Source organism: Pseudomonas allokribbensis, from assembly GCF_014863605.1.
Lineage (GTDB): Bacteria > Pseudomonadota > Gammaproteobacteria > Pseudomonadales > Pseudomonadaceae > Aquipseudomonas > Aquipseudomonas allokribbensis.
The window spans coordinates 979,338-1,001,184 of record NZ_CP062252.1 but is presented as its reverse complement, the minus strand read 5'-3'; the positions used below and the strand labels follow the sequence as shown (position 1 = coordinate 1,001,184).

At 59.9% G+C, this 21,847-nt stretch carries 17 protein-coding genes; 10 read left to right on the top strand and 7 right to left on the bottom strand.

The window, feature by feature from the left end; genetic code table 11:
- Positions 1–5 precede the first annotated feature (5 nt).
- The 3 genes from IF199_RS04370 to kdgD all read right to left on the bottom strand — a co-directional run bounded on the left by IF199_RS04370 (position 6) and on the right by kdgD (position 3,881).
- Positions 6–1,370, bottom strand: coding sequence for an MFS transporter (locus tag IF199_RS04370; RefSeq protein WP_102619615.1), 1,365 nt, complete (start codon positions 1,368–1,370; stop codon positions 6–8).
- A 98-nt stretch (positions 1,371–1,468) separates the two neighbouring features.
- Complete coding sequence (locus tag IF199_RS04365; RefSeq protein ID WP_192559778.1) at positions 1,469–2,908, bottom strand: aldehyde dehydrogenase family protein; 1,440 nt, start codon at positions 2,906–2,908, stop codon at positions 1,469–1,471.
- 61 nt (positions 2,909–2,969) lie between these two features.
- The gene (gene kdgD, locus IF199_RS04360; RefSeq protein WP_007953624.1) at positions 2,970–3,881 is read right to left on the bottom strand and encodes a 5-dehydro-4-deoxyglucarate dehydratase; all 912 of its coding nucleotides are present in this window, start codon (positions 3,879–3,881) and stop codon (positions 2,970–2,972) included.
- Positions 3,882–4,117: 236 nt separating this feature from the next.
- On the opposite strand from kdgD, the gene IF199_RS04355 reads away from it, so the two are divergent.
- The 3 genes from IF199_RS04355 to IF199_RS04345 all read left to right on the top strand — a co-directional run bounded on the left by IF199_RS04355 (position 4,118) and on the right by IF199_RS04345 (position 6,096).
- Positions 4,118–5,416, top strand: a complete 1,299-nt coding sequence (locus tag IF199_RS04355; protein WP_192559777.1) for a phospholipase — start codon at positions 4,118–4,120, stop codon at positions 5,414–5,416.
- Positions 5,417–5,427: 11 nt separating this feature from the next.
- Entirely contained in the window at positions 5,428–5,619 is a 192-nt protein-coding gene (locus IF199_RS04350) for an early set domain-containing protein (RefSeq protein ID WP_192559776.1), read from the top strand.
- 102 nt (positions 5,620–5,721) lie between these two features.
- Positions 5,722–6,096: a hypothetical protein gene (locus IF199_RS04345; RefSeq protein WP_192559775.1), complete on the top strand. Its 375-nt coding sequence runs from the start codon at positions 5,722–5,724 to the stop codon at positions 6,094–6,096.
- A 4-nt stretch (positions 6,097–6,100) separates the two neighbouring features.
- On the opposite strand, the gene IF199_RS04340 is transcribed toward IF199_RS04345, so the two are convergent.
- The 4 genes from IF199_RS04340 to IF199_RS04325 all read right to left on the bottom strand — a co-directional run bounded on the left by IF199_RS04340 (position 6,101) and on the right by IF199_RS04325 (position 10,592).
- Positions 6,101–6,847 (bottom strand): FadR/GntR family transcriptional regulator, encoded by a 747-nt coding sequence (locus IF199_RS04340; protein ID WP_096818913.1) that lies wholly within the window; start codon positions 6,845–6,847, stop codon positions 6,101–6,103.
- Between the two features lie 105 nt (positions 6,848–6,952).
- Positions 6,953–8,680 (bottom strand): ABC transporter ATP-binding protein/permease, encoded by a 1,728-nt coding sequence (locus IF199_RS04335; RefSeq protein ID WP_192559774.1) that lies wholly within the window; start codon positions 8,678–8,680, stop codon positions 6,953–6,955.
- Between the two features lie 96 nt (positions 8,681–8,776).
- Complete coding sequence (locus IF199_RS04330) at positions 8,777–9,337, bottom strand: response regulator transcription factor (RefSeq protein WP_003221630.1); 561 nt, start codon at positions 9,335–9,337, stop codon at positions 8,777–8,779.
- On the bottom strand, positions 9,330–10,592 hold the full coding sequence (locus IF199_RS04325; protein ID WP_096818909.1) for an ATP-binding protein: 1,263 nt from the start codon (positions 10,590–10,592) through the stop codon (positions 9,330–9,332). Before IF199_RS04325 ends, IF199_RS04330 begins: the two co-directional genes overlap by 8 nt.
- 226 nt (positions 10,593–10,818) lie before the next feature.
- On the opposite strand from IF199_RS04325, the gene IF199_RS04320 reads away from it, so the two are divergent.
- From IF199_RS04320 to IF199_RS04290, 7 genes are all read left to right on the top strand, one after another.
- Positions 10,819–11,535, top strand: a complete 717-nt coding sequence (locus IF199_RS04320) for an SIMPL domain-containing protein (RefSeq protein WP_096818907.1) — start codon at positions 10,819–10,821, stop codon at positions 11,533–11,535.
- A gap of 583 nt (positions 11,536–12,118) precedes the next feature.
- Complete coding sequence (locus tag IF199_RS04315; protein ID WP_192559773.1) at positions 12,119–13,720, top strand: ABC transporter substrate-binding protein; 1,602 nt, start codon at positions 12,119–12,121, stop codon at positions 13,718–13,720.
- Between the two features lie 260 nt (positions 13,721–13,980).
- Entirely contained in the window at positions 13,981–15,603 is a 1,623-nt protein-coding gene (locus tag IF199_RS04310; protein ID WP_192559772.1) for an ABC transporter substrate-binding protein, read from the top strand.
- A 294-nt stretch (positions 15,604–15,897) separates the two neighbouring features.
- Positions 15,898–17,496, top strand: coding sequence for an ABC transporter substrate-binding protein (locus IF199_RS04305; RefSeq protein WP_102619422.1), 1,599 nt, complete (start codon positions 15,898–15,900; stop codon positions 17,494–17,496).
- A 178-nt stretch (positions 17,497–17,674) separates the two neighbouring features.
- Positions 17,675–19,087: an OprD family porin gene (locus IF199_RS04300; protein WP_096818899.1), complete on the top strand. Its 1,413-nt coding sequence runs from the start codon at positions 17,675–17,677 to the stop codon at positions 19,085–19,087.
- A 78-nt stretch (positions 19,088–19,165) separates the two neighbouring features.
- Positions 19,166–20,761, top strand: coding sequence for an ABC transporter substrate-binding protein (locus tag IF199_RS04295; protein WP_096818898.1), 1,596 nt, complete (start codon positions 19,166–19,168; stop codon positions 20,759–20,761).
- Between the two features lie 73 nt (positions 20,762–20,834).
- Entirely contained in the window at positions 20,835–21,845 is a 1,011-nt protein-coding gene (locus IF199_RS04290) for an ABC transporter permease subunit (protein WP_192559771.1), read from the top strand.
- Positions 21,846–21,847: the final 2 nt, after the last annotated feature.

The following is a 21,847-nucleotide window of genomic DNA, read 5'->3' as shown; positions in this document are numbered from 1 at the left end:
GCTCCTCAGGAATGCGCTTGAGACAATTTACCGGTGGCTTCGGAACCGCCATTGGCTGGCGGCTCTTTGAGAACCACACGTTTGATCGGGCCGACGATCACCAGGTAGCTGAACACCGCCACCAGTGCGTTGGCGCCAACGAACACCAGTGCCCATTTGAACGAACCGGTGGAACTGATGATGTAGCCGATGACGATCGGCGTAGTGATCGACGCGATGTTGCCGAAAGTGTTGAACAGGCCCCCGCTCAGACCGGCGATCTGTTTCGGCGAAGTGTCGGAGACCACCGCCCAGCCCAGCGCACCCACACCTTTGCCGAAGAAGGCCAGGGCCATGAAACCGACCACCATCCATTCCACTTCAACATAGTTGCACGCGACGATGCTGCTGGAGACCAGCAGGCCGGCGATGATCGGCGCCTTGCGAGCGAAGGTCAGCGAATGGCCCTTGCGCAGCAGGTAATCGGAAATCACCCCGCCGAGGACGCCGCCGATAAAACCGCAGATCGCCGGCAACGAGGCAATGAAACCGGCCTTGAGGATGGTCATGCCGCGTTCCTGCACCAAGTACACCGGGAACCAGGTCAGGAAGAAATAGGTGATGCCGTTGATGCAGTACTGGCCCAGATAAACGCCGAGCATCATGCGGTTGGTCAGCAACTGACGGATGTAGTCCCATTTCGGGCCGTCAGCCTTTTTACCTTGTTTCTGGTCCATGTCGACCATGCCGCCGTTGTCGGCGATGAACTTCACTTCCGCTTCGTTGGCCATCGGGTGCTGGCGCGGGCTGTGGATAACCTTCAGCCAGATCAGCGAGAACACGATGCCGAACAGGCCCATGACAATGAACACGTGCTCCCAGCCGAAGGTGTAGACGATCCAGCCCATCAGCGGAGCGAACAGCACGGTGGCGAAGTATTGCGCCGAATTGAAAATTGCCGAAGCGGTGCCGCGTTCAGCAGTCGGGAACCAGGCCGCCACGATACGCGCGTTGCCGGGGAACGATGGCGCCTCGGCCAGCCCCACCAGGAAGCGCAGCATGAACAGCGCGACGATGGCCGTGGACATGCCGAACTCACCGACGAAGCCTTGCAGCACGGTGAACAGCGACCAGGTGAAGATGCTCAGGGCATAGACTTTTTTCGAGCCGAAGCGATCGAGCAGCCAGCCACCGGGAATTTGCCCGGCCACGTAGGCCCAACCGAATGCAGAGAAGATGTAGCCGAGGGTGACCGCGTCGATGCCGAGGTCTTTTTGCAAACTGGAACCGGCGATCGCGATGGTGGCGCGGTCGGCGTAGTTGATCGTGGTCACCAGGAACAGCATGAGCAGAATCAAATAGCGGACGTGAGTCGGCTTGGACGATTGCATGTAGATGTACTCCCACTGATTATTTTTATGCGGGTAAAACATTCTTTGGTCTTGTGCCGCGCAGGGCCTTGGCAATAACCCTGCGCGGGTGCAGCGACTTACGAACCGATGTAGGCGGTTTTCACCACGGTGTAGAACTCTTGCGCATAACGGCCTTGCTCACGTGAGCCATAGGATGAACCCTTACGGCCCCCGAACGGAACGTGGTAATCGACACCGGCGGTCGGCAGGTTGACCATCACCATCCCGGCCTGGGAATGACGCTTGAAGTGGTTGGCGTACTTCAGCGACGTGGTGGCGATACCCGCCGACAGACCGAACTCGGTGTCGTTGGCCATGGCCAGCGCGGCGTCGTAGTCGGCGACGCGGACGATGTTGGCCACCGGGCCGAAGATCTCTTCGCGGCTGATGCGCATCGACGCTTCGCTATCGGCAAACAGCGTCGGTGCAAGGAAGTAGCCCTCGGTGTCACAGGTCACCAGACCGCCACCGCTGACCACGCGTGCGCCTTCGGACTGGCCGATGTCGATGTATTTCAGGTCCTGCTCAAGCTGCGCCTGGGAGACCACCGGACCGATATCAGTGCCCGCCTTCAACGCGTGACCGACCTTGATCGACTTCATGCGCTCGGCCATGGCTTCAACGAACTTGTCGTGAATCCCGGCAGTGACAATCAAACGGCTAGACGCCGTGCAACGCTGGCCGGTGGAGTAGAACGCGCTCTGCACCGACAACTCGACCGCCTGCTTAAGGTCGGCGTCGTCGAGAATGATCTGCGGGTTCTTGCCGCCCATCTCCAGCTGAACCTTGGCCTGGCGCGACACGCAATTGACCGCGATCTGACGTCCCACACCGACGGAACCGGTGAAGCTGATGCCGTCGACTTTCGGGCTGTTGACCAGCGCTTCACCCACTACGCGTCCGCTGCCCATCACCAGGTTGAACACGCCAGCCGGGAAGCCTGCGCGGGAGATGATTTCGGCCAGGGCCCAGGCGCAACCCGGCACCAGATCCGCAGGCTTCAACACCACGCAGTTGCCGTAGGCCAGGGCCGGGGCGATTTTCCACGACGGGATGGCAATCGGGAAATTCCACGGGGTGATCAGGCCGACCACGCCGAGGGCTTCGCGGGTGACTTCGACGTTGACGCCCGGGCGCACCGACGGCACGTAATCACCAGACAGACGCAGGCATTCACCGGCGAAGAACTTGAAGATGTTGCCGGCGCGGGTCACTTCGCCAATGGCTTCCGGCAGGGTCTTGCCCTCTTCCCGGGCCAGCAGGGTACCGAGCTCTTCGCGACGGGCGAGGATTTCAGTACCGACCTTGTCCAGCGAGTCGTGGCGAGCCTGAATGCCTGAGGTCGACCACGCCGGGAACGCGGCGCGAGCGGCGTCGATGGCGGCGTTGACCTGAGCCAGATCGGCCTTGGCGTAGTCGCCGATGGTGTCGCTCAGCTCGGACGGGTTGATGTTGACCGAGTAATCGTTACCGGCGATCCACTCACCGTTGATGTAGTTGTCATAGCGCTTGGTCACGAATCATTCTCCTGACGCAAAAGGCCGCTGATTGCTCAGCGGCCTTGATTAGTGGGTTGGGTTACTGCGCACCTTGCTTGTCGATCAGCGCGGCGAGCATTTCGTACTCTTCGCGAGTCAGGTCGGTCAGCGGCGCCCGCACCGGGCCTGCGTCATAGCCGGCGATCTTGGCGCCTGCCTTGACGATGCTCACGGCGTAACCAGCCTTGCGGTTGCGGATGTCCAGGTACGGCAGGAAGAAGTCGTCGATGATTTTGCCAACGGTGGCGTGATCTTCGCGGGCAATCGCGTGGTAGAAATCCATCGCGGTTTTCGGGATGAAGTTGAACACCGCCGACGAGTAGACCGGCACGCCCAGGGCCTTGTAGGCAGCGGCGTAGACTTCAGCGGTCGGCAGACCACCGAGGTAGCTGAAGCGATCGCCCAGGCGACGACGGATCGACACCATCAGCTCGATATCACCCAGACCGTCCTTGTAACCGATCAGGTTCGGGCAGCGCTCGGCCAGACGTTCCAGCAGCGGCGCGGTCAGGCGGCAGACGTTGCGGTTGTAAACCACCACACCGATGTTCACCGATTTGCACACCGCTTCAACGTGGGCGGCAACGCCGTCCTGGCTGGCTTCGGTCAGGTAATGCGGCAGCAACAACAGACCTTTGGCGCCCAGACGTTCGGCTTCCTGAGCGTATTCGATGGCCTGGCGGGTCGAACCACCGACACCGGCGAGGATCGGCACGCTGCTGGCGCAGGTGTCGACGGCAGTCTTGATGATTTCCGAGTATTCGCTGGCAGCCAGGGAGAAGAACTCACCAGTGCCACCGGCGGCGAACAGGGCCGAAGCACCGTACGGGGCCAGCCATTCCAGGCGTTTGATATAGCCCGCGCGGTTGAAATCGCCCTGGGCATTGAAATCGGTAACCGGGAACGACAGCAGGCCGGCGGAGAGGATGGACTTCAGTTCTTGTGGATTCATTATTCGAACACCCTGGTAGCAACGTTTTTTTGTGAGTGGACCGTTCAGCCTTCGCCGAAGTTGTAGGTCATCGTACAACTTAAAAGATAACCGTCAACTGCATTTCATCGCTGGGGGGCATTTTTTGTCGGACAGGATTTCTTTTTGACGTAGGCGTTTTCTCGACTAGGCTCGAATTGACTGTATATACATACAGCTAAATAAGAATCCACCGACGACATATCAAGGAGAAAGAAATGTCCGGTCTACAAACAAAATGCCTTGAAAAACCCACACCGGTCATCGCCCGTTTCGATGATCTCTTTACCCCCGGCGGCATCGCCTTCACTGCTGAAAATCCGCACCTGTTGCTGCACATTGCCGACTCGCACAGCGATGTCGAACCCGCCCCCGCCCTGCCCGGCAAGGCCATGAAAGCTCGGCCGCCGCTGCGCTTCGAAGGTGCGGAACACACGGCTATCGGCGACAACACCCTGCTGCGCCTCGTTGAAAACGCCGAGCCGGTGCTCGCGCAAAACGTGCCGTTGCATCTGCCGAACGGACTGGTGCTAACCTATGGCCAGGTGCTGGCGCTAGGCGGAGATTTCTACGGAGTCGTCGACCGGCCGATCAACGAAGGCGCCACCCCGGCGGATCGTCTGCTGCGCTTCACGGCAGCTTTCGACACCCTCGCCGCCGTGCCGGCCTCCAAGGCCGAAGCGCCACAGATTCTCGCGATCATGCAAAAAGAGATCGACGCCGTTAAACAGGCGATCAAGGACGGCAAACCACCCCACGAAGCCTACGACGCACTGGGAGATACGTTGTCGGAAGAGTGGAACAAGATCACCGGTGGCGGCAGTTTCGTCTCGGCGCTATTCCCGCTCGGTCGCTACCTGAAACTGGCGGCGAACAATGCCGACCACTTCGGCGAATGGGCCCGTCAGGCTTACATCGCCGGGCACACCGCCGCCCTGCAAACTGCCGCTGCCGCCCACGCCAGTCAGGACGAGCTGCAACTGGAACGGGCCTACGCGATGAACGCGTTCGCCGATCACTATCTCACCGACCTGTTCTCCTCCGGGCATTTGCGAGTGCCCCGCAAGGCCATGGCCGCCGCAGTGACGCCGAGCGATCTGGGCTCTCTGATCACCCGGTTCATGCACGACGAAGACAGCAAATTCGGCCTCAAGGTACGCAACGCCCGGGGCGAGCAATGGCGGGCATTCGGCGACAAGCGCTACTTCGAAGCCGCCGATACCGACAATCGCAATCAGGTGAATCACGCGGTACAGGATTCTGCGGACGAAGTGTATGCCGCCTATTTCAGCGGCAATGTGCCGACCACCTTCAACGCGCTGCAACGGTTGCCGGACCTGACTTTCGTGATGAGTCTGACGAACAACTTCTCGCCACTGTTCCGCCTTCAGGGCAACAAAGTCCTGCGGCGCAAGGACGTGAACAACCTCAACGACACCGCCACCGTCGACGACTGGTGGGGCTGGAGCACTTACCTGCTGCTCAAGGACTATCACCCAACCGGCAACACGAATTAAGGAGCGATTCGATGACGATCAAATTGAAAGTGGAACTGGCTTCCGGCCAATCGTTGAAAGGTGCGCCGCTGCAATTGCTGCACGACGGCGTCGCCATCGCCCGGGCGTCGGTGGATGCCCAGGGCCAGGCGACGTTCGACGTCAGGCCCGGCCCGGGCAAACTGGCGGTCAGGGTGGATCGCTCGATTCTGCCCCGGAGCTGAAATGCCCGGACAAGATTGCCCCGGCGCACAACACGGATTCGCCGGGTAAAGTGCGACGACTGCCGCGAAGGATCGCGGCAGATCTTTCAAGGAGAACGAAGCATGACGTTTGCCGCTGCACACCTTCCGCAATTCCCCGATCACGCCAGCGATTCGATCATCCTGCGGCTGTCGACGCTGGATGACGATTTGATCATTCGTGTCCCCGATGGACAGGACACACCGCCGAACTGGGATGTGTACCCGATCCTCGGCGACGATCCGGAAGAGCCTGAATGGCTAGGCCTGTCGGAGCCGACCGGCGTCTGGGATGACGCACTCGACGACATGGTCGGCCTGACCGGAATCGAGCTGAGCATCCCTCGATTCGAACTGGAAAAGTACCTGAACAGCACCGTCGAGCTGCGCTACAAGTTCGCCGATGAGTCCAGCCTGGAGCCCTCCTCCGAACCGCTGAAACTCTACGTCGAAGCCTGATTCCTCAACCCTGCGCCTGCGCTTCTTCATGCGCCTGACGCAGCCGTTCGCGGCTGTTGGTCAGGTGCAGGCGCATGGCCGCGCGGGCGGCATCGGAATCCTGACGGGCGATGGCCTCGTAGATTTCCTCGTGCTCGCGGCTCAGGCGATTCATGTAGTGCTGCTGATCGTCATGGGCCAGGCGCGCGGAGTTCAGCCGCGTGCGCGGAATGATGCTGGTGCCCAGGTGGGTCATGATGTCGGTGAAATAGCGGTTGCCGGTGGACAGCGCGATTTGCAGGTGGAACTGGAAGTCCGACGCCACTGCATCGCTGGCATGGGCCACGCTTTCGTTCAATGCATCGAGGGCGGCACGCATGGCGGCCAGTTGTTCGGTGCTGCGACGTTGTGCGGCGAGACCGGCGGACTCTACTTCGAGGCTGATACGGAATTCGAGAATCGCCAGCACGTCACGCAGGGTGACCACGGTTGCCGGGTCGATCCGGAAACCGCTCGGGCTCGGTGTGTCGAGCACGAAGGTACCGATACCGTGACGGGTTTCGACCTGCCCTGCAGCCTGCAGTCGGGAAATCGCCTCGCGCACCACAGTACGGCTGACACCATTGGCTTCCATGATCGCCGACTCGGTGGGCAACTTGTCGCCACGCTTGAGCAGACCGTCGCGGATCTGCTCGGTCAGCACCGTCACCAGTTCCTGTGCCAGGCTGCGGCGCTTGCGAGGGAGGCGCGGGGTGTCGATCGGGTTTTCCATGGTCTGCGTTTATCTCGAAAATTCGGCTAGAGGGGCATCATAGCCCAAGGGAGTTGTACGATCACCGTCCTCTGTGGGAGCAGGCTCCCACAGATTCAGTACACATCAAGCCGTGACGGCCTGCTCGACCAGATGCCCGCTGTCGATCCGCACATGCCGTGGATGGAAGCGCTTGAGGCTGCTGCGATGGCCGACGCTGACGATGCTCAGGCCCGGCAACTGATCGATCAGCGCCTGATACAGCGTGGCCTCGTCTTCTTCGTCCATCGCCGACGTCGCTTCGTCCATGTACAGCCAGTGCGGTGCGTAGAGCAGCGCACGAGCGAAGGCCAGACGTTGCTGTTCACCCGGCGAGAGCATGCGCTGCCAGTGATTGGCTTCGTCCAGTCGTGCCACCAGATGCGGCAGACGGCAGGTCTCCAGCACTTGTGCATAACGCTCTGGCGAGTAGGTGTCACCCGGTTGTGGATAACTCAAGGCTTCACGCAGGGTGCCGATCGGCAGATACGGTTTTTGCGGCAGGAACAGATAACGCGATGCCGGCAGACGGATGCTGCCGTGGCCGGCCGGCCACAAATGCCCCATCGCCCGCAGCAGTGTCGACTTGCCGCTGCCGGAGCGGCCGCTGAGCATCACTCGATCACCCGCCTCCACGGTCATGTCGGCGCTGGTCAGCAGGTGACGACCGTCAGCCAGGTCCAGACCGAGGTTGTGTACCTTCAGTTCATCACCGTGATTCTGTACATCGATGGCCGGTGCCCGGTCTTCGTTGTCGCTCATGGCCTGACGGAAGCTCAACAAACGATCACAAGTCGCTCGCCATGCGGCGAGGTCCGAGTAGGCGGAGATGAACCAGCTGAAGTTCTCCTGCACGTTGCCGAATGCCGAGTTGATCTGCATCAGCTCACCCAGTTCGATCTTGCCGGACAGGTAACGCGGTGCCGCGACGATGAAGGGGAAGATGATTGCGATCTGGCCGTAACCCGAGGTGAAGAACGTCAGGCGCTTGGACACCCGCATGATGTCCCAGAAGTTGTGCCAGACCAGACCGAAGCGGCTGCTCAGACGACGATTTTCGTTGGGCTCGCCGTTGTACAGCGCAATGCTCTCGGCATTCTCGCGCACCCGCACCATCGAGAAACGCAGGTCGGCTTCGAAACGTTGTTGTTGGTTGTTCAGGCCGATCAGGCGTCGACCGATCAGGTGCGTCAGCCAACTGCCGACCGCCGCATACAGCAGTGCACACCAGAACATGTAACCGGGAATCTCGACGCCGAACACCTCAATGCTGCCCGACACTCCCCACAGAATGATCGAGAACGACACCAGGCTGACCACCGTGCGGATCAAGCCCAATGCGAGGCTCAAGGTGTTGCTGGTGAAGGTATTCAGGTCTTCGGAAATCCGTTGGTCAGGGTTATCGGTGTAGCCGCCCTGCTCCAGTTGGTAGTAGTTCTTGTGCCCGAGCCAGCGCTTGAAATGGTTTTCGGTGAGCCACGCCCGCCAGCGGATGGTCAGCATCTGCGTCAGGTACTGGCGATACACCGCGCCGAGAATCGCCACGGCCGCAATGCCGCAGAAATACAGGATCAACTGCCAGAACGCCGCCTCGTCCTTCTTTTGCAGGGCGTTGTAGAAATCCTTGTACCAACTGTTGAGCCACACCGAGATGCCGACGCTGAACAGCGACAGCGCGATCACGGCGATCAGCAACGTCCAGGCCTTGCCCTTCTCTTCACTGCGCCAGTACGGCGTGGTCATGGCCCACACCTTGCGAAAAAACTGCCCGCGCACAGCATCGTTGACCGCGGAATATTCAGCGTTCTGATTCATGGATAAGGCTCGATAAAGAAAAGAACAGACACGCACCGATCATAGTTGATCGGTGCGCTTTATCGCGAGGGCTGGCGATGGCCGTTCAGCGCAGGTTCAGCGACGAACCGGACGCTTCTGCAGTTTGCGCTGCAGGGTGCGGCGGTGCATGCCCAGGGCACGGGCAGTGGCGGAGATGTTGCCTTCGTGCTCGGTCAGCACGCGCTGAATGTGTTCCCATTGCAGGCGATCCACCGACATCGGGTTTTCCGGCACCAGGCTGTCGAGGTCGGCGTGTTCGGACAGAAGCGCCGCCAGCACGTCGTCGGCGTCGGCCGGTTTGCACAGGTAATTGCAGGCGCCGCGCTTGATCGCCTCGACCGCCGTGGCAATGCTCGAGTAACCGGTGAGGATCACCACGCGCATTTCCGGGTCCAGCTCCAGCAGCTTCGGCAGCAGGACCAGACCGGAGTCGCCGTCCATTTTCAGGTCCAGCGCGGCATAGTCCGGCAGATCGGCCTGGGCGATGGTCAGGCCTTCTTCGGCGGAACCGGCGGTGCTGACGCGGAAACCACGGCGAGCCATGGCGCGGGCCATCACCCGGGTGAAGGTCGCGTCGTCATCGACCAACAGCAAATGCGGCAGCTCTTCGCCTTCGACTTGGATTTCGTCACTCATGTTGCTCTCCTCGGGCGCCGTGGGGCAGGCGCAGCTCGGTGAGCGTGCCGCCTTCCTCATGACTATAGAGTTTCACTGAGCCGCCGGCGCGTGTCACGCTGGCCTTGCTCAAAAACAGGCCCAGGCCGAAACCTTTGCCCTTGGTGGTAAAAAACGGTTTGCCGATCTGCTCGGCGATGGCCAGCGGCACACCGGCGCCATGATCGCGGATGCTGATGGTCAGGTCTTCAGCGGTCCAGTCCAGCGTCACCTGAAGGTTTTCCGGGCAAGCATCGGCGGCGTTGTTCAGCAAATTCAACAAGGCCTGGGTCAGATCCGGCGGCGGTGCTACACGCGGCAACGTGCCCTGGCCCAGGCGCTGGAAGCGGTAACTGGCCTCGGGACGCATCAGGTGCCAGCGATTGAGCGCTTCGTCGAGCCACTCGGTGACGTCCTGCATCTCCACGGCCATCCGGCGATTGGCTTCGGCGGCGCGCACCAATTGTTGCAGGGTCTCCTTGCAGAGTTTCACCTGATCCTTCAGCACCTTCAGGTCTTCCTGAAGCATCGGGTCGTGATGATCCTGCTGCATTTCGTTGAGCAACACGCTCATGGTCGCCAGCGGTGTGCCCAGTTCATGGGCGGCGCCAGCGGCCTGAGTCGCCACGGCCAGCAATTGCTGATCGCGCAAGCCTTCTTCGCGGCGGATCGCGCGCAATTCCTCCTGACGGCGCAGCTCTTCGGCCATCCGCGCGGCGAAGAAGGTGATCACCGCTGCCGCCAGCGCGAAGCTCAGCCACATGCCGTAGATCTGCAGGTTCTCCCGGGCCACCGGCAGGGTTTCCAGCGGATAGAAATGCGTCAGCATCAGCGTGTACAAGGCCAGCGCAATGCCGGACAGCACCACCGAATAACGCCACGGCAGCGTCACTGCGGCAATGGTCAGCGGCACCAGATAATACGAAACGAACGGGTTGGTCGAACCGCCGGAGAAATACAGCAAGGCACTGTGGATAAACAGGTCGCAGGCCAGTTGCAGCGCGTATTCGAGCTCGGTAACCGGCCACGAAGTGCGCAAGCGCACGGCGGTGAACACGCAGAGCAGAATCGAACAGCCGAGGGTCATCACCAGCTGCACCCACGGCAACGGCAACAAATCCAGCCAGTAGGCCAGGCCCACGGAACCGGCCTGCGCGGCGAGCACCAGCGTGCGGATGAAAGTCAGCCGCCAGAGGTTCTGGCGAGTGGCGGAAGTCAGTTGTACGGGGGCGAGCATGAGCTCTCCTGATGAGCGCTCCAGGCGGATCGCACGGAGTATAACCAAGGCGCGGGCTTGAGAGGCGAAAGTGCGGCAAACGACCACATGGCAAAAAGCTTCGCGGCGGCTATAAGACCCATCTGTATAGAAGTTGTAACTGGGCGAACCGGATCATAAAAGCTACAGTCTGATGGTTTCACGCAGGCCCCCGAACCATCACCTGCGCCCTCATCAAGGAGCTTTCATGCACACATTTCGCCGCAGCGCCGCCCTTCTCGCCCTGACCGTCGGCAGCGTCGCCAGCCTTCCGGCCCTGGCTGCCGATGAGCTGCACTACAACCAGATTTCCCTGCGCGCCGAAGTCAGCCAGGAAGTGGCCCGCGACCTGATGATCGTGACCCTCTACACCGAAGAGCAAAACACTGACCCGGCCAAACTCGCCGCCGACGTCAGCACCACCATGAACAAGGCCCTCGCCCAGGCCAAGCAGGTCAAAGACATCACCCTGCGCCAGGGCAGCCGCAACAGCTACCCGATCTACGACACCAAGGGCCAGAAAATCACCGGCTGGCGCGAACGCGCCGAACTGCGCCTGGAAAGCGCCGACTTCGCCGCCCTGTCCAAACTCACTGGCGAACTGCTGACCGACCTGAAAATGGGCGGCATGGACTTCGCCATCGCCGACCCGACTCGCAAGGCCAGCGAAGACAAACTGCTGAAAGAAGCCGTCACCGCCTTCAAGGCCCGCGCCCAACTGGCCACCGACGCCCTGGGCGGCAAGGGTTACAAAATCGTCAACCTGAACCTCAACAGCAACGGCTTCCCACAACCGTACATGCGCGCCCCGATGATGATGAAAGCCGCCGGCATGGACGCAGCACCGGTCACGCCTGAAGTCGAAGCAGGCACCAGCCAGGTCAGCCTGACGGCCGATGGCTCGATTGAAGTGTTGATGCAGTGATTGAGTGACGGCTGAATGAAAAACCGGCGATCAGTGATGATCGCCGGTTTTTTTATGCATCGGATTTGGGTTGCCGCCATCGCTGGCAAACCGGATCGCCGCTGCTGTCCCAAAAATCCTGATAGACGCCCCCTGCGGCGCAGCCGCCCCACTCAACAGGATGAGCGTTAGCTCGGCTGCAGCTCTTGATCTTTTGGCGACGTCGGAAGGCTGAGTGGAGGGATTCATCCGGGGGTGGGAGCGCAGCGACCGTTTGGCGAAGCCAAACACATCGAGAGGAGGTGCAGCGAAGCAAACCGTAGGCGATGCCCCCCGGATGAATCCCGGAGCGAAGGAACCCCGAGCCTCAGCGAGCGGGCCGAACGTAGGAGCAAGCGTTTTTGGTTACTTTTTAGGCGTTTGTAAAAAGTGACCCGCCGTAAGGGCGGAACCCTAAGTGGCCGTTACCGCAACAACGGATATGTACCCAACCACCCCAGATATACCGAGTTAGACACCTCACCTAGAAAAACGATATTTCCGCGCCCCCCATCACCCCAGCTACCCTCCCCCGCCACAATCACCTCCAACACCCGGGGCAGACATGCAAAGACTCACCCTAAAACCACTACTGATAACCCTCGCCCTGGCAACTACCGCCCCCTTCGCCAACGCAGCAACAACCCTGGTCTACTGCTCCGAAGCCAGCCCCGCAGGCTTCGACCCCAGCCAGTACACCAGCGGCACCGACTTCGACGCCTCCGCCGAAACCCTCTTCAACCGCCTCACCCAGTTCAAACGCGGCGGCACCGAAGTCGAACCCGGTCTGGCGACCAACTGGGACGTAAGCCCGGACGGCCTCCAATACACCTTCCACCTGCGCCAAAACGTAAAATTCCACACCACCGACTACTTCACCCCGACCCGCACCTTCAACGCCGACGACGTCCTGTTCACCTTCCAACGCCTGCTCGACCCGGACAACGCCTTTCGCAAGGCCTACCCCGCCGAGTCCCCGTATTTCACAGACATGGATCTGAACACCACGATCAAATCCGTGGAAAAACTCGACGAAAACACCGTGCGCTTCAACCTGAACAACGTCGACGCCGCGTTCGTGCAAAACCTCGCCATGAGCTTCGCCTCGGTGCAATCGGCCGAATACGCCGCCCAACTGCTGAAGGAAGGCCACGCCGCCGACCTCAACCAGAAACCGGTCGGCACCGGCCCGTTTGTGTTCAAGCGTTATCAGAAGGACTCGCAGATCCGCTACGCGGCGAACAAGGACTACTGGAAACCCGAGGACGTGAAAATCGACAACCTGGTGTTCTCGATCACCCCGGACGCCGCCGTGCGCCTGCAAAAGCTCAAGACCGGCGAATGCCAGGTCAGCGGCTACCCGCGCCCGGCCGACATCGAAGTGATGGAAAAAGACCCGAACCTGCGCGTGTTGAAGCAGGCCGGTTTCAACCTCGGTTTCCTTGCCTACAACACCACTCACCCGCCGCTGGACCAATTAAAGGTGCGTCAGGCCCTGGACATGGCCATCGACAAACCGGCGATCATCAAGGCTGTTTATCAGAGTGCCGGGCAGCTGGCGCAGAACGCCTTGCCGCCCGCGCAATGGTCCTATGACCCGAATATCAAGGACGCGCCGTACGATCCCGTGAAAGCCAAGGCGCTACTCAAGGAAGCCGGGGTTGCGCCGGGTACAACCATCAACCTCTGGGCGATGACAGTGCAGCGCGCATCCAACCCGAATGCGCGGATGTCGGCACAGATGATCCAGCAGGATTGGGAGAAGATCGGTATCAAGGCCAACATCGTCAGCTATGAATGGGGCGAGTACATCAAGCGCGCCAAGAATGGCGAACACGACGCGATGATCTATGGTTGGACAGGTGACAACGGCGACCCGGACAACTGGCTGGGCGTGCTTTACAGCTGCGCGGCAGTGAAAGGCAGCAACTACGCCAAGTGGTGCGATCCGGCCTACGACAAACTGGTGCAGCAGGCCAAGGTGTCCACCGATAAATCGCAACGGGTAAAACTGTATCAACAGGCGCAACTGATCCTTAAACAGCAGGTGCCGATCACGCCGATCGCCAACTCCACGGTGTTCCAGCCGCTGCGCAAGGAAGTCACCGACTTCAAGATCAGCCCGTTCGGTCTAACCCCCTTCTATGGCGTGGGTATAAATAAGTAACACCGAGCCCCAAGGCGGCGCGCAAATCGTGACCAATGCACCGTTTTGGGGCTTCGTTTGCACCGTAAAAACCGACCGCAAACGGTCAAATGCGTCAGAAGTTATACAGATGCGACATTAAGGTACGTTCGTGCCACCGTTTGATGCCGCCGGGCGCTCTGGATCTTGCATTGGGTATGGGCCCTGCATAAGTATCCGCAGGCACGACTCACGAGGTCGTACCTCAATATTAAAAAATGACAACAAATCATGAGGCCAACATGCTTAAACACGCGGTCATTCCGTTTTTAGTCGGCGCAGGCTTGTTAGCCTCCGCACCTTTCGCTTCCGCTGCGACTAACCTGGTGTTCTGCTCCGAAGGCAGCCCGGCCGGTTTCGACCCAGGCCAATACACCACCGGAACCGACTTCGACGCCTCAGCCGAAACCATGTTCAACCGTCTGACCCAGTTCGAGCGTGGCGGCACCGCCGTGATTCCTGGGCTGGCGACCAGCTGGGACATTTCGACCGATGGCCTGACTTACACCTTCCACCTGCGTGAAGGCGTCAAGTTCCACACCACCTCGTATTTCAAGCCGACTCGTGAGTTCAACGCCGACGACGTACTGTTCACCTTCAATCGCATGATTAACAAGGATGACCCGTTCCGTAAGGCGTACCCGACCGAATTCCCGTACTTCACCGACATGGGGATGGATACCAACATCACCAAGATCGATAAAGTCGACGACCACACCGTCAAGTTCACTCTGAAAGAAGTCGACGCCGCGTTCATCCAGAACATGGCCATGAGCTTCGCGTCGGTTCAGTCCGCCGAGTATGCAGCCCAGCTGCTGAAAGAAGGCAAGGCTGCCGACATCAACCAGAAGCCGATCGGCACTGGTCCGTTCGTGTTCAAGAGCTACCAGAAAGACTCCAACATCCGTTACACCGGCAACAAGGACTACTGGAAGCCTGATGACGTGAAGATCGACAACCTGATCTTCGCCATCACCACCGACCCGTCGGTACGTATCCAGAAGCTGAAAAAGAACGAGTGCCAGGTCACCCTGTTCCCGCGTCCAGCCGACCTGAAAGCGTTGAATGAAGACAAAACGCTGAAGATGCCGAACCAGGCCGGCTTCAACCTGGGCTACATCGCCTACAACGTGATGGACAAGGTCAAGGGCAGCAACGAAGCCAACCCGCTGGCCGACCTGCGCGTTCGCCAGGCGCTGGACATGGCCGTCAACAAGCCACAGATCATCGACTCGGTTTACCAGGGCGCGGGCCAACTGGCCGTCAACGCCATGCCACCGACCCAGTGGTCCTACGACACCACCATCAAGGACGCCAAGTACGATCCTGAGAAAGCCAAGCAGCTGCTCAAGGAAGCCGGCGTCAAGGAAGGTACCGAGATCGTCCTGTGGGCGATGCCGGTTCAGCGTCCGTACAACCCGAACGCCAAACTGATGGCCGAAATGCTCCAGTCCGACTGGAAGAAGATCGGTCTGAACGTGAAGATCACCAGCTACGAGTGGGGCGAGTACATCAAGCGTTCCAAAGGTGGCGAGAACCAGGCCATGATCATTGGCTGGAGCGGTGACAATGGTGATCCGGACAACTGGCTCAACGTGTTGTTTGGTTGCGACTCCCTGAGTGGCAACAACTTCTCCAAATGGTGCGACAAGAAATTCGACGGCCTCGTGAAAGAAGCCAAGCGCACCACTGACCAGGCCAAGCGCACCGAACTCTACAAAGAGGCGCAACACGTCCTCAAAGATGCAGTCCCTATGACACCTATCGCTCACTCGACGGTGTATCAACCCATGCGCGCCAACGTGCAGGACTTCAAGATCAGCCCATTCGGCTTGAACTCCTTCTACGGCGTCAGCATCAAGTAAAAAACCGGCGGCGACGTTTTCAGCGTCGCCGCTGTTTTTTTCTGCCGAATAGTCAGGAATTTGCCTACATCCATTTCCACCTGGTCTTACCAGGTTGGTCTAGGACGTGTCGCCTTTTCCTACGAGTCTTTAGGACTCAGCGCATTTACTGCCAGACCTGCGGCCCCTACCGTCAGGTTCTGACCAGTGACTGCGTGGGCTATCGGTTTGCTGTGGGTTTGAGCTCAATGCCGCCACAACTTCCCTGGAAGGGATCGCGGCGCATTGAAAAACACTGAGAAAAGAGGGAGCGTCATGCGCCACACCTTGGTTTTTTCCGCATTGCTGGGCGCCGGCCTGTTGGCCGCCACGTCCGCGAGTTTTGCCGCCAGCGACAGTCTGGTGTTCTGCTCCGAAGGCAGCCCGGCCGGTTTCGATACCGCGCAGTACACGACCGCGACCGATAACGACGCCGCCGAACCGCTGTACAACCGCCTGGCCGAGTTCGAAAAAGGCGCGACCAATGTCGTACCGGGCCTGGCAACGAGCTGGGATATTTCCGAGGATGGCCTCAAGTACACCTTTCACCTGCGTGAAGGGGTGAAATTTCATACAACGGCGTACTTCAAACCTACCCGCGATTTCAACGCCGACGACGTGCTGTTCACGTTTAACCGCATGCTCGATCCGCAACAGCCATTCCGTAAGGCTTATCCGACCGAGTTCCCGTATTTCAACGGGATGAGCCTGAACAAGAACATCGCCAAGGTCGAGAAGACCGGGCCGCTGACCGTGCAGTTCACGCTCAACAGCGTCGACGCCGCGTTCATCCAGAACATCGCCATGAGCTTCGCCGCCATTCTGTCTGCCGAATACGCCGACAAACTGTTGGCCGAAGGCAAGCCGAGCGACATCAACCAGAAGCCGATCGGCACTGGCCCGTTCGTGTTCAAGAGCTATCAGAAAGACTCGAACATCCGCTACACCGGCAACCCGCATTACTGGGATCAGAGCCGGGTGAAGCTGAAGAACCTGATTTTCGCGATCAACACCGACGCTTCGGTCCGCGTGCAGAAGCTCAAGGCTGGCGAGTGCCAGGTCACCCTGCACCCGCGCCCGGCCGATGTGCCGGCACTGAAGAACGACCCGAAACTGAAACTGATCGAAAAGCCGGGCTTCAACCTTGGCTACATCGCCTACAACGTGCGCCACAAACCGTTCGACCAGCTCGAAGTGCGTCAGGCGCTGGACATGGCGGTGAATAAACAAGGGATTCTCAACGCTGTTTACCAGGGTGCCGGTCAACTGGCGGTCAACGCCATGCCGCCGACCCAATGGTCCTACGACACCACGATCAAGGACGCCGCCTATAACCCGGAAAAAGCCAAGGAGTTGCTCAAGGCTGCCGGCGTCAAGGAAGGCACCGAGATCACCCTGTGGGCCATGCCGGTGCAACGTCCATACAACCCGAACGCCAAACTGATGGCCGAAATGCTCCAGGCTGACTGGGCCAAGATCGGTCTGAAAGTGAAGATCGTCAGCTACGAATGGGGCGAATACATCAAACGCACCAAGAATGGCGAACACGACATCAGCCTGATCGGCTGGACCGGTGATAACGGGGATCCGGACAACTGGCTCGGCACGCTGTACAGCTGCGACGCCATTGGCGGCAACAACTACTCCATGTGGTGCGACCCGGCTTACGACAAGCTGATCAAAGAAGCCAAGGTCGTCACCGACCGCGACCAGCGCACCGTGCTCTACAAACAGGCCCAGCAGTTGCTCAAGCAGCAAGTGCCGATCACGCCTGTCGCCCACTCGACGGTCAACCAGCCGTTAAGCGCCAGGATCGAAGGATTCAAGGTCAGCCCCTTCGGTCGCAACGTGTTTTCGGGTGTCAGCATCGATTAAACAAAAAACCGACTAGCCGCAACGCTGAGGAGGCCGTCTACCTCCTCACGCAAGCGCTTTGCCGAAATTCGCCAATCAGGCGTTTTGCAAACGTTTGCGATGTGTGAATGAGTTCTAAAACCAAAAACCGGCCAACCCAAAAAAGCCGGCATAAAAAGAAAGTAAAGGAGCTTCACCCATGAAACTGAGCAGCACCGCGATACTGGCTCTGGCCATCAGCAGCATCACCGCCACGGCTTATGCCGAGGAACAGAGCCAGGCGTACACCCCGGTTACCGTCAACGAGCAGAGCGCCCAGGCTGAAGCCACCGGTTTCCTCGAAGGCTCCAAGATCAGCGGCACGACCCGTAACTGGTACGCCAACGAGCAACTGAAACGTGGCGGCAAGTTCACCTACCGCAAAGACGGTGTCGCGACCCCGACCGATCGTCGTATCAACTGGGTGCAGGGCACCATCGTCAACTACACCTCCGGCTTCACCCAGGGCACCGTCGGTGTCAGCACTGAAGTGGCCGCGTACAACGCCGTTGCCCTGGAGCGCGATCGCAAGGATCTGGCCTCCAACAATGGTGGCGCACCGGGTTCGCGTCCAGGCGCAGGCAACAACCGTACGCTGACCAAAGAAGGCGGCGACGCTGAAGGTCAGTGGAGCAAACTGGGCCTGGCCAACGTCAAGTTCCGCGTTTCCAACACCACGCTGACCGCCGGTCGCCAGAACTTCAGCACGCCAATCGTCGACACCATCGGCAACCGTGCGCTGCCTTCGAGCTTTGAAGGTGTCAGCCTGCACAGCGAAGAGCTGAACAACCTGTCGTTCGACGCCGGCAGCTTCGACCGCGTATCGCCGCGTACCGAAGAGAGCCTGTCGAAATTCCGCTCCGAGTACACCAACAACAGCGCCGAGACCGATCGCGTGAGCATCGTCGGCCTGAACTACCAGCCGCTGAAAAGCCTGAAGACCAGCCTGTACGCTTCCAAGGTTGAAGACTTCTGGAACCAGTACTACTTCGGCGCCACCCACGAACTGGGTGACAGCAACGTCGTAAGCCTGACCACCGGCCTGAACTACTACAAAACTGTCGATACCGGCAAAAAAGAGATGGGCAACATCGACAACGACACCTACTCCCTGTCGTTCGGTCTGACCCACCAGGCCCACAGCCTGACCTTCTCGTACCAGGAAATTAACGGTAACGAGTACTTCGACTACCTGCACGAAACCAACGGCATCTACCTGGCCAACTCCCTGCTGTCCGACTTCAACGGCCCGAACGAGAAATCCTTCCAGGTCGCCTACGGTCTGAACATGGCCGAATACGGCGTGCCAGGCCTGAAGTTCAACATCTACCAGGCTCGCGGCTGGGGCATCGACGGTACTCACTACACCGGCACTGCGTATGACGTGAAAAACATGGACGGCGAGCACCACTACGAATACGGCATCGGTGCAACCTACGCCGTACAGAGCGGCCCACTCAAGGCCACCACCATCCGTGGCACCTACACCGCTCACCGCGCCAGCGAAAACCAGGCTGACGGCAGCATCAACGAGTTCCGTCTCGTGACCACCGTACCATTCAACATCCTGTAAAAACGCACGCCGACGGCTAACTCAGTGACGAGTCGGCCGTTCGGCTTTTTGTCTTCAACCGATTGCAGAGGGTTCTTGATGAAAATGCTTCCCCTACGTGCGGCCATCGCTGCCGCGTTGCTGAGTGTCGCTGTCGGCGTCTCGGCCAAACCCTTGGTGGTCTGCACCGAAGCCAGCCCGGAAGGCTTCGATATGGTCCAGTACACGACTGCAGTCACTGCCGACGCGGTGGCCGAAACCATCTTCAACCGTCTGGCCGACTTCAAGCCAGGCACCACTGAAGTGATCCCGGCGCTTGCCGAGTCCTGGGACATCAGCGACGACGGCCTGACCTACACGTTCCACCTGCGCAAAGGCGTCAAGTTCCACACCACCGAATACTTCAAGCCGACTCGCGACATGAACGCCGACGACGTGGTCTGGAGCTTCCAGCGTCAGCTGGACCCGAATCACCCGTGGCACAAGCTGTCGAGCGTGGGCTTCCCGTACTTTGAAAGCATGGGCTTCAAGGAACTGCTGAAGAGCGTCGAGAAAGTCGACGACAACACGGTCAAGTTCACCCTGACCCGCCGCGAAGCGCCGTTCCTGGCCGACATCGCCATGGCGTTCTCCTCGATCTACCCGGCGGAATACGCCGACCAGTTGCTCAAGGCCAACAAGACCGGCGACCTGAACAACAAGCCGGTCGGCACTGGCCCGTTCGTCTTCCAGCGCTACAACAAGGACGCCCAGGTTCGCTTCAAGGCCAACCCGGACTATTTCCGTGGCAAGCCGCCGGCTGATGCCCTGATTCTGGCCATCGCCACCGACAACAACGTTCGCCTGCAGAAACTCAAGGCCAACGAGTGCCAGGTCGCGCTGTATCCGAAGCCGGACGACATCCCGAGCATCAAGAAAGACGACAAGCTGAAAGTCGATGAAATGGACGCGATGACCGTCTCCTACATCGCCATGAACACCCAGCACAAATACATCAGCGACGTGCGGGTGCGTAAAGCGATCGACATCGCCTTCGACAAGGCCGCCTACGTCAACGCACTGTTCGGCAAGGGCAACGCGTCGGTCGCGGTCAACCCGTACCCGCCGACCCTGCTGGGCTACAACCACGACCTGAAGAACCCGCCACGTGACCTCGACAAGGCCCGCGCCCTGCTCAAGGAAGCCGGTGTACCGGAAGGCACCACGTTCACCCTGTTCACCCGCAACGGCGGCGGCCCGACCAACCCGAACCCGATGCTGGGCGCGCAAATGATGCAGGCTGACCTGGCGAAAGTCGGGATCAAGATCGACATCCGCGTGATGGAATGGGGCGAAATGCTCAAACGCGCCAAAGCCGGCGAACACGATATGGTTTCGGCCGGATGGGCGGGCGACAACGGCGACCCGGATAACTTCCTGACGCCTATGCTCAGTTGCGAAGCCGCCAAGAACGGCGAAAACTACGCTCGCTGGTGCAACGAGAAATTCCAGACCCTGCTCGACGAAGCACGGGCTAAAGTAGATCCGGCCGAACGCGCCAAACTGTACGAAGAAGCCCAGGCCATCTTCAATCAGGACCAGCCGTGGATCAGCATGGCCCACACCCGGATGTTCACCGCAATGCGCAACAACGTAGAGGGTTATCACATCAGCCCTCTCACAACCAATAACTTCGCCACCACCCAGGTGAAGTAGATAAGAAACTCCCGGCCTCCCTGACCCCAGGGTCGCCGGGCACGCCTAACCGGCTGATGAGGTACCACACAAGATGTTTAGTTTTATTGCCCGCCGACTGGGGTTGTTGATCCCCACGTTTTTCGGCATCACCTTGCTGACTTTCGCGTTGATTCGCATGATTCCCGGCGACCCCGTGGAAGTGATGATGGGCGAACGTCGGGTCGACCCCGAAATGCACGCTCAGGCAATGGAACGCCTCGGTCTGAACAAGCCGCTGTATGCCCAGTACCTGGACTACGTCGGCAAACTGGCCCATGGCGATCTCGGCGAATCCCTGCGCACCCGTGAGAGCGTATGGACCGAGTTCACCTCCCTCTTCCCGGCGACCCTGGAACTGTCCATGGCCGCCCTGCTGTTCGCCGGCATCCTGGGCCTTCTGGCCGGGGTGATCGCGGCCCTCAAGCGAGGATCCCTGTTCGACCACGGGGTGATGGGCATTTCCCTGGCGGGGTATTCGATGCCGATCTTCTGGTGGGGCCTGATCCTCATCATGTTCTTCTCGGTAAGCCTGGGCTGGACCCCGGTGTCCGGGCGGATCGATCTGCTCTACGACATCGAGCCGCGCACCGGTTTCATGCTGATCGACACCCTGCTCGCCGATGACATGGGCGCGTTCCTCGATGCGCTGCATCACCTGATCCTGCCGGCCATCGTGCTCGGCACCATTCCGCTGGCGGTGATCGCGCGGATGACCCGTTCGTCGATGCTCGAAGTGCTGCGTGAAGACTACATCCGTACCGCCAAGGCCAAAGGCCTGTCGCCGTCGCGCGTAGTGTTCGTGCACGGTCTGCGCAACGCGCTGATCCCGGTGCTGACCGTGGTCGGCCTGCAAGTCGGCACCCTGCTGGCCGGTGCGGTACTGACCGAAACCATCTTCTCGTGGCCCGGCATCGGCAAGTGGCTGATCGAAGCCATCGGCGCCCGGGACTACCCGGTCGTGCAGAACGGCATCCTGCTGATCGCCTGCCTGGTGATCCTGGTCAACTTCGTGGTGGACATCCTCTACGGCTTTGCCAACCCACGCATCCGTCATCAGCGCTGAGG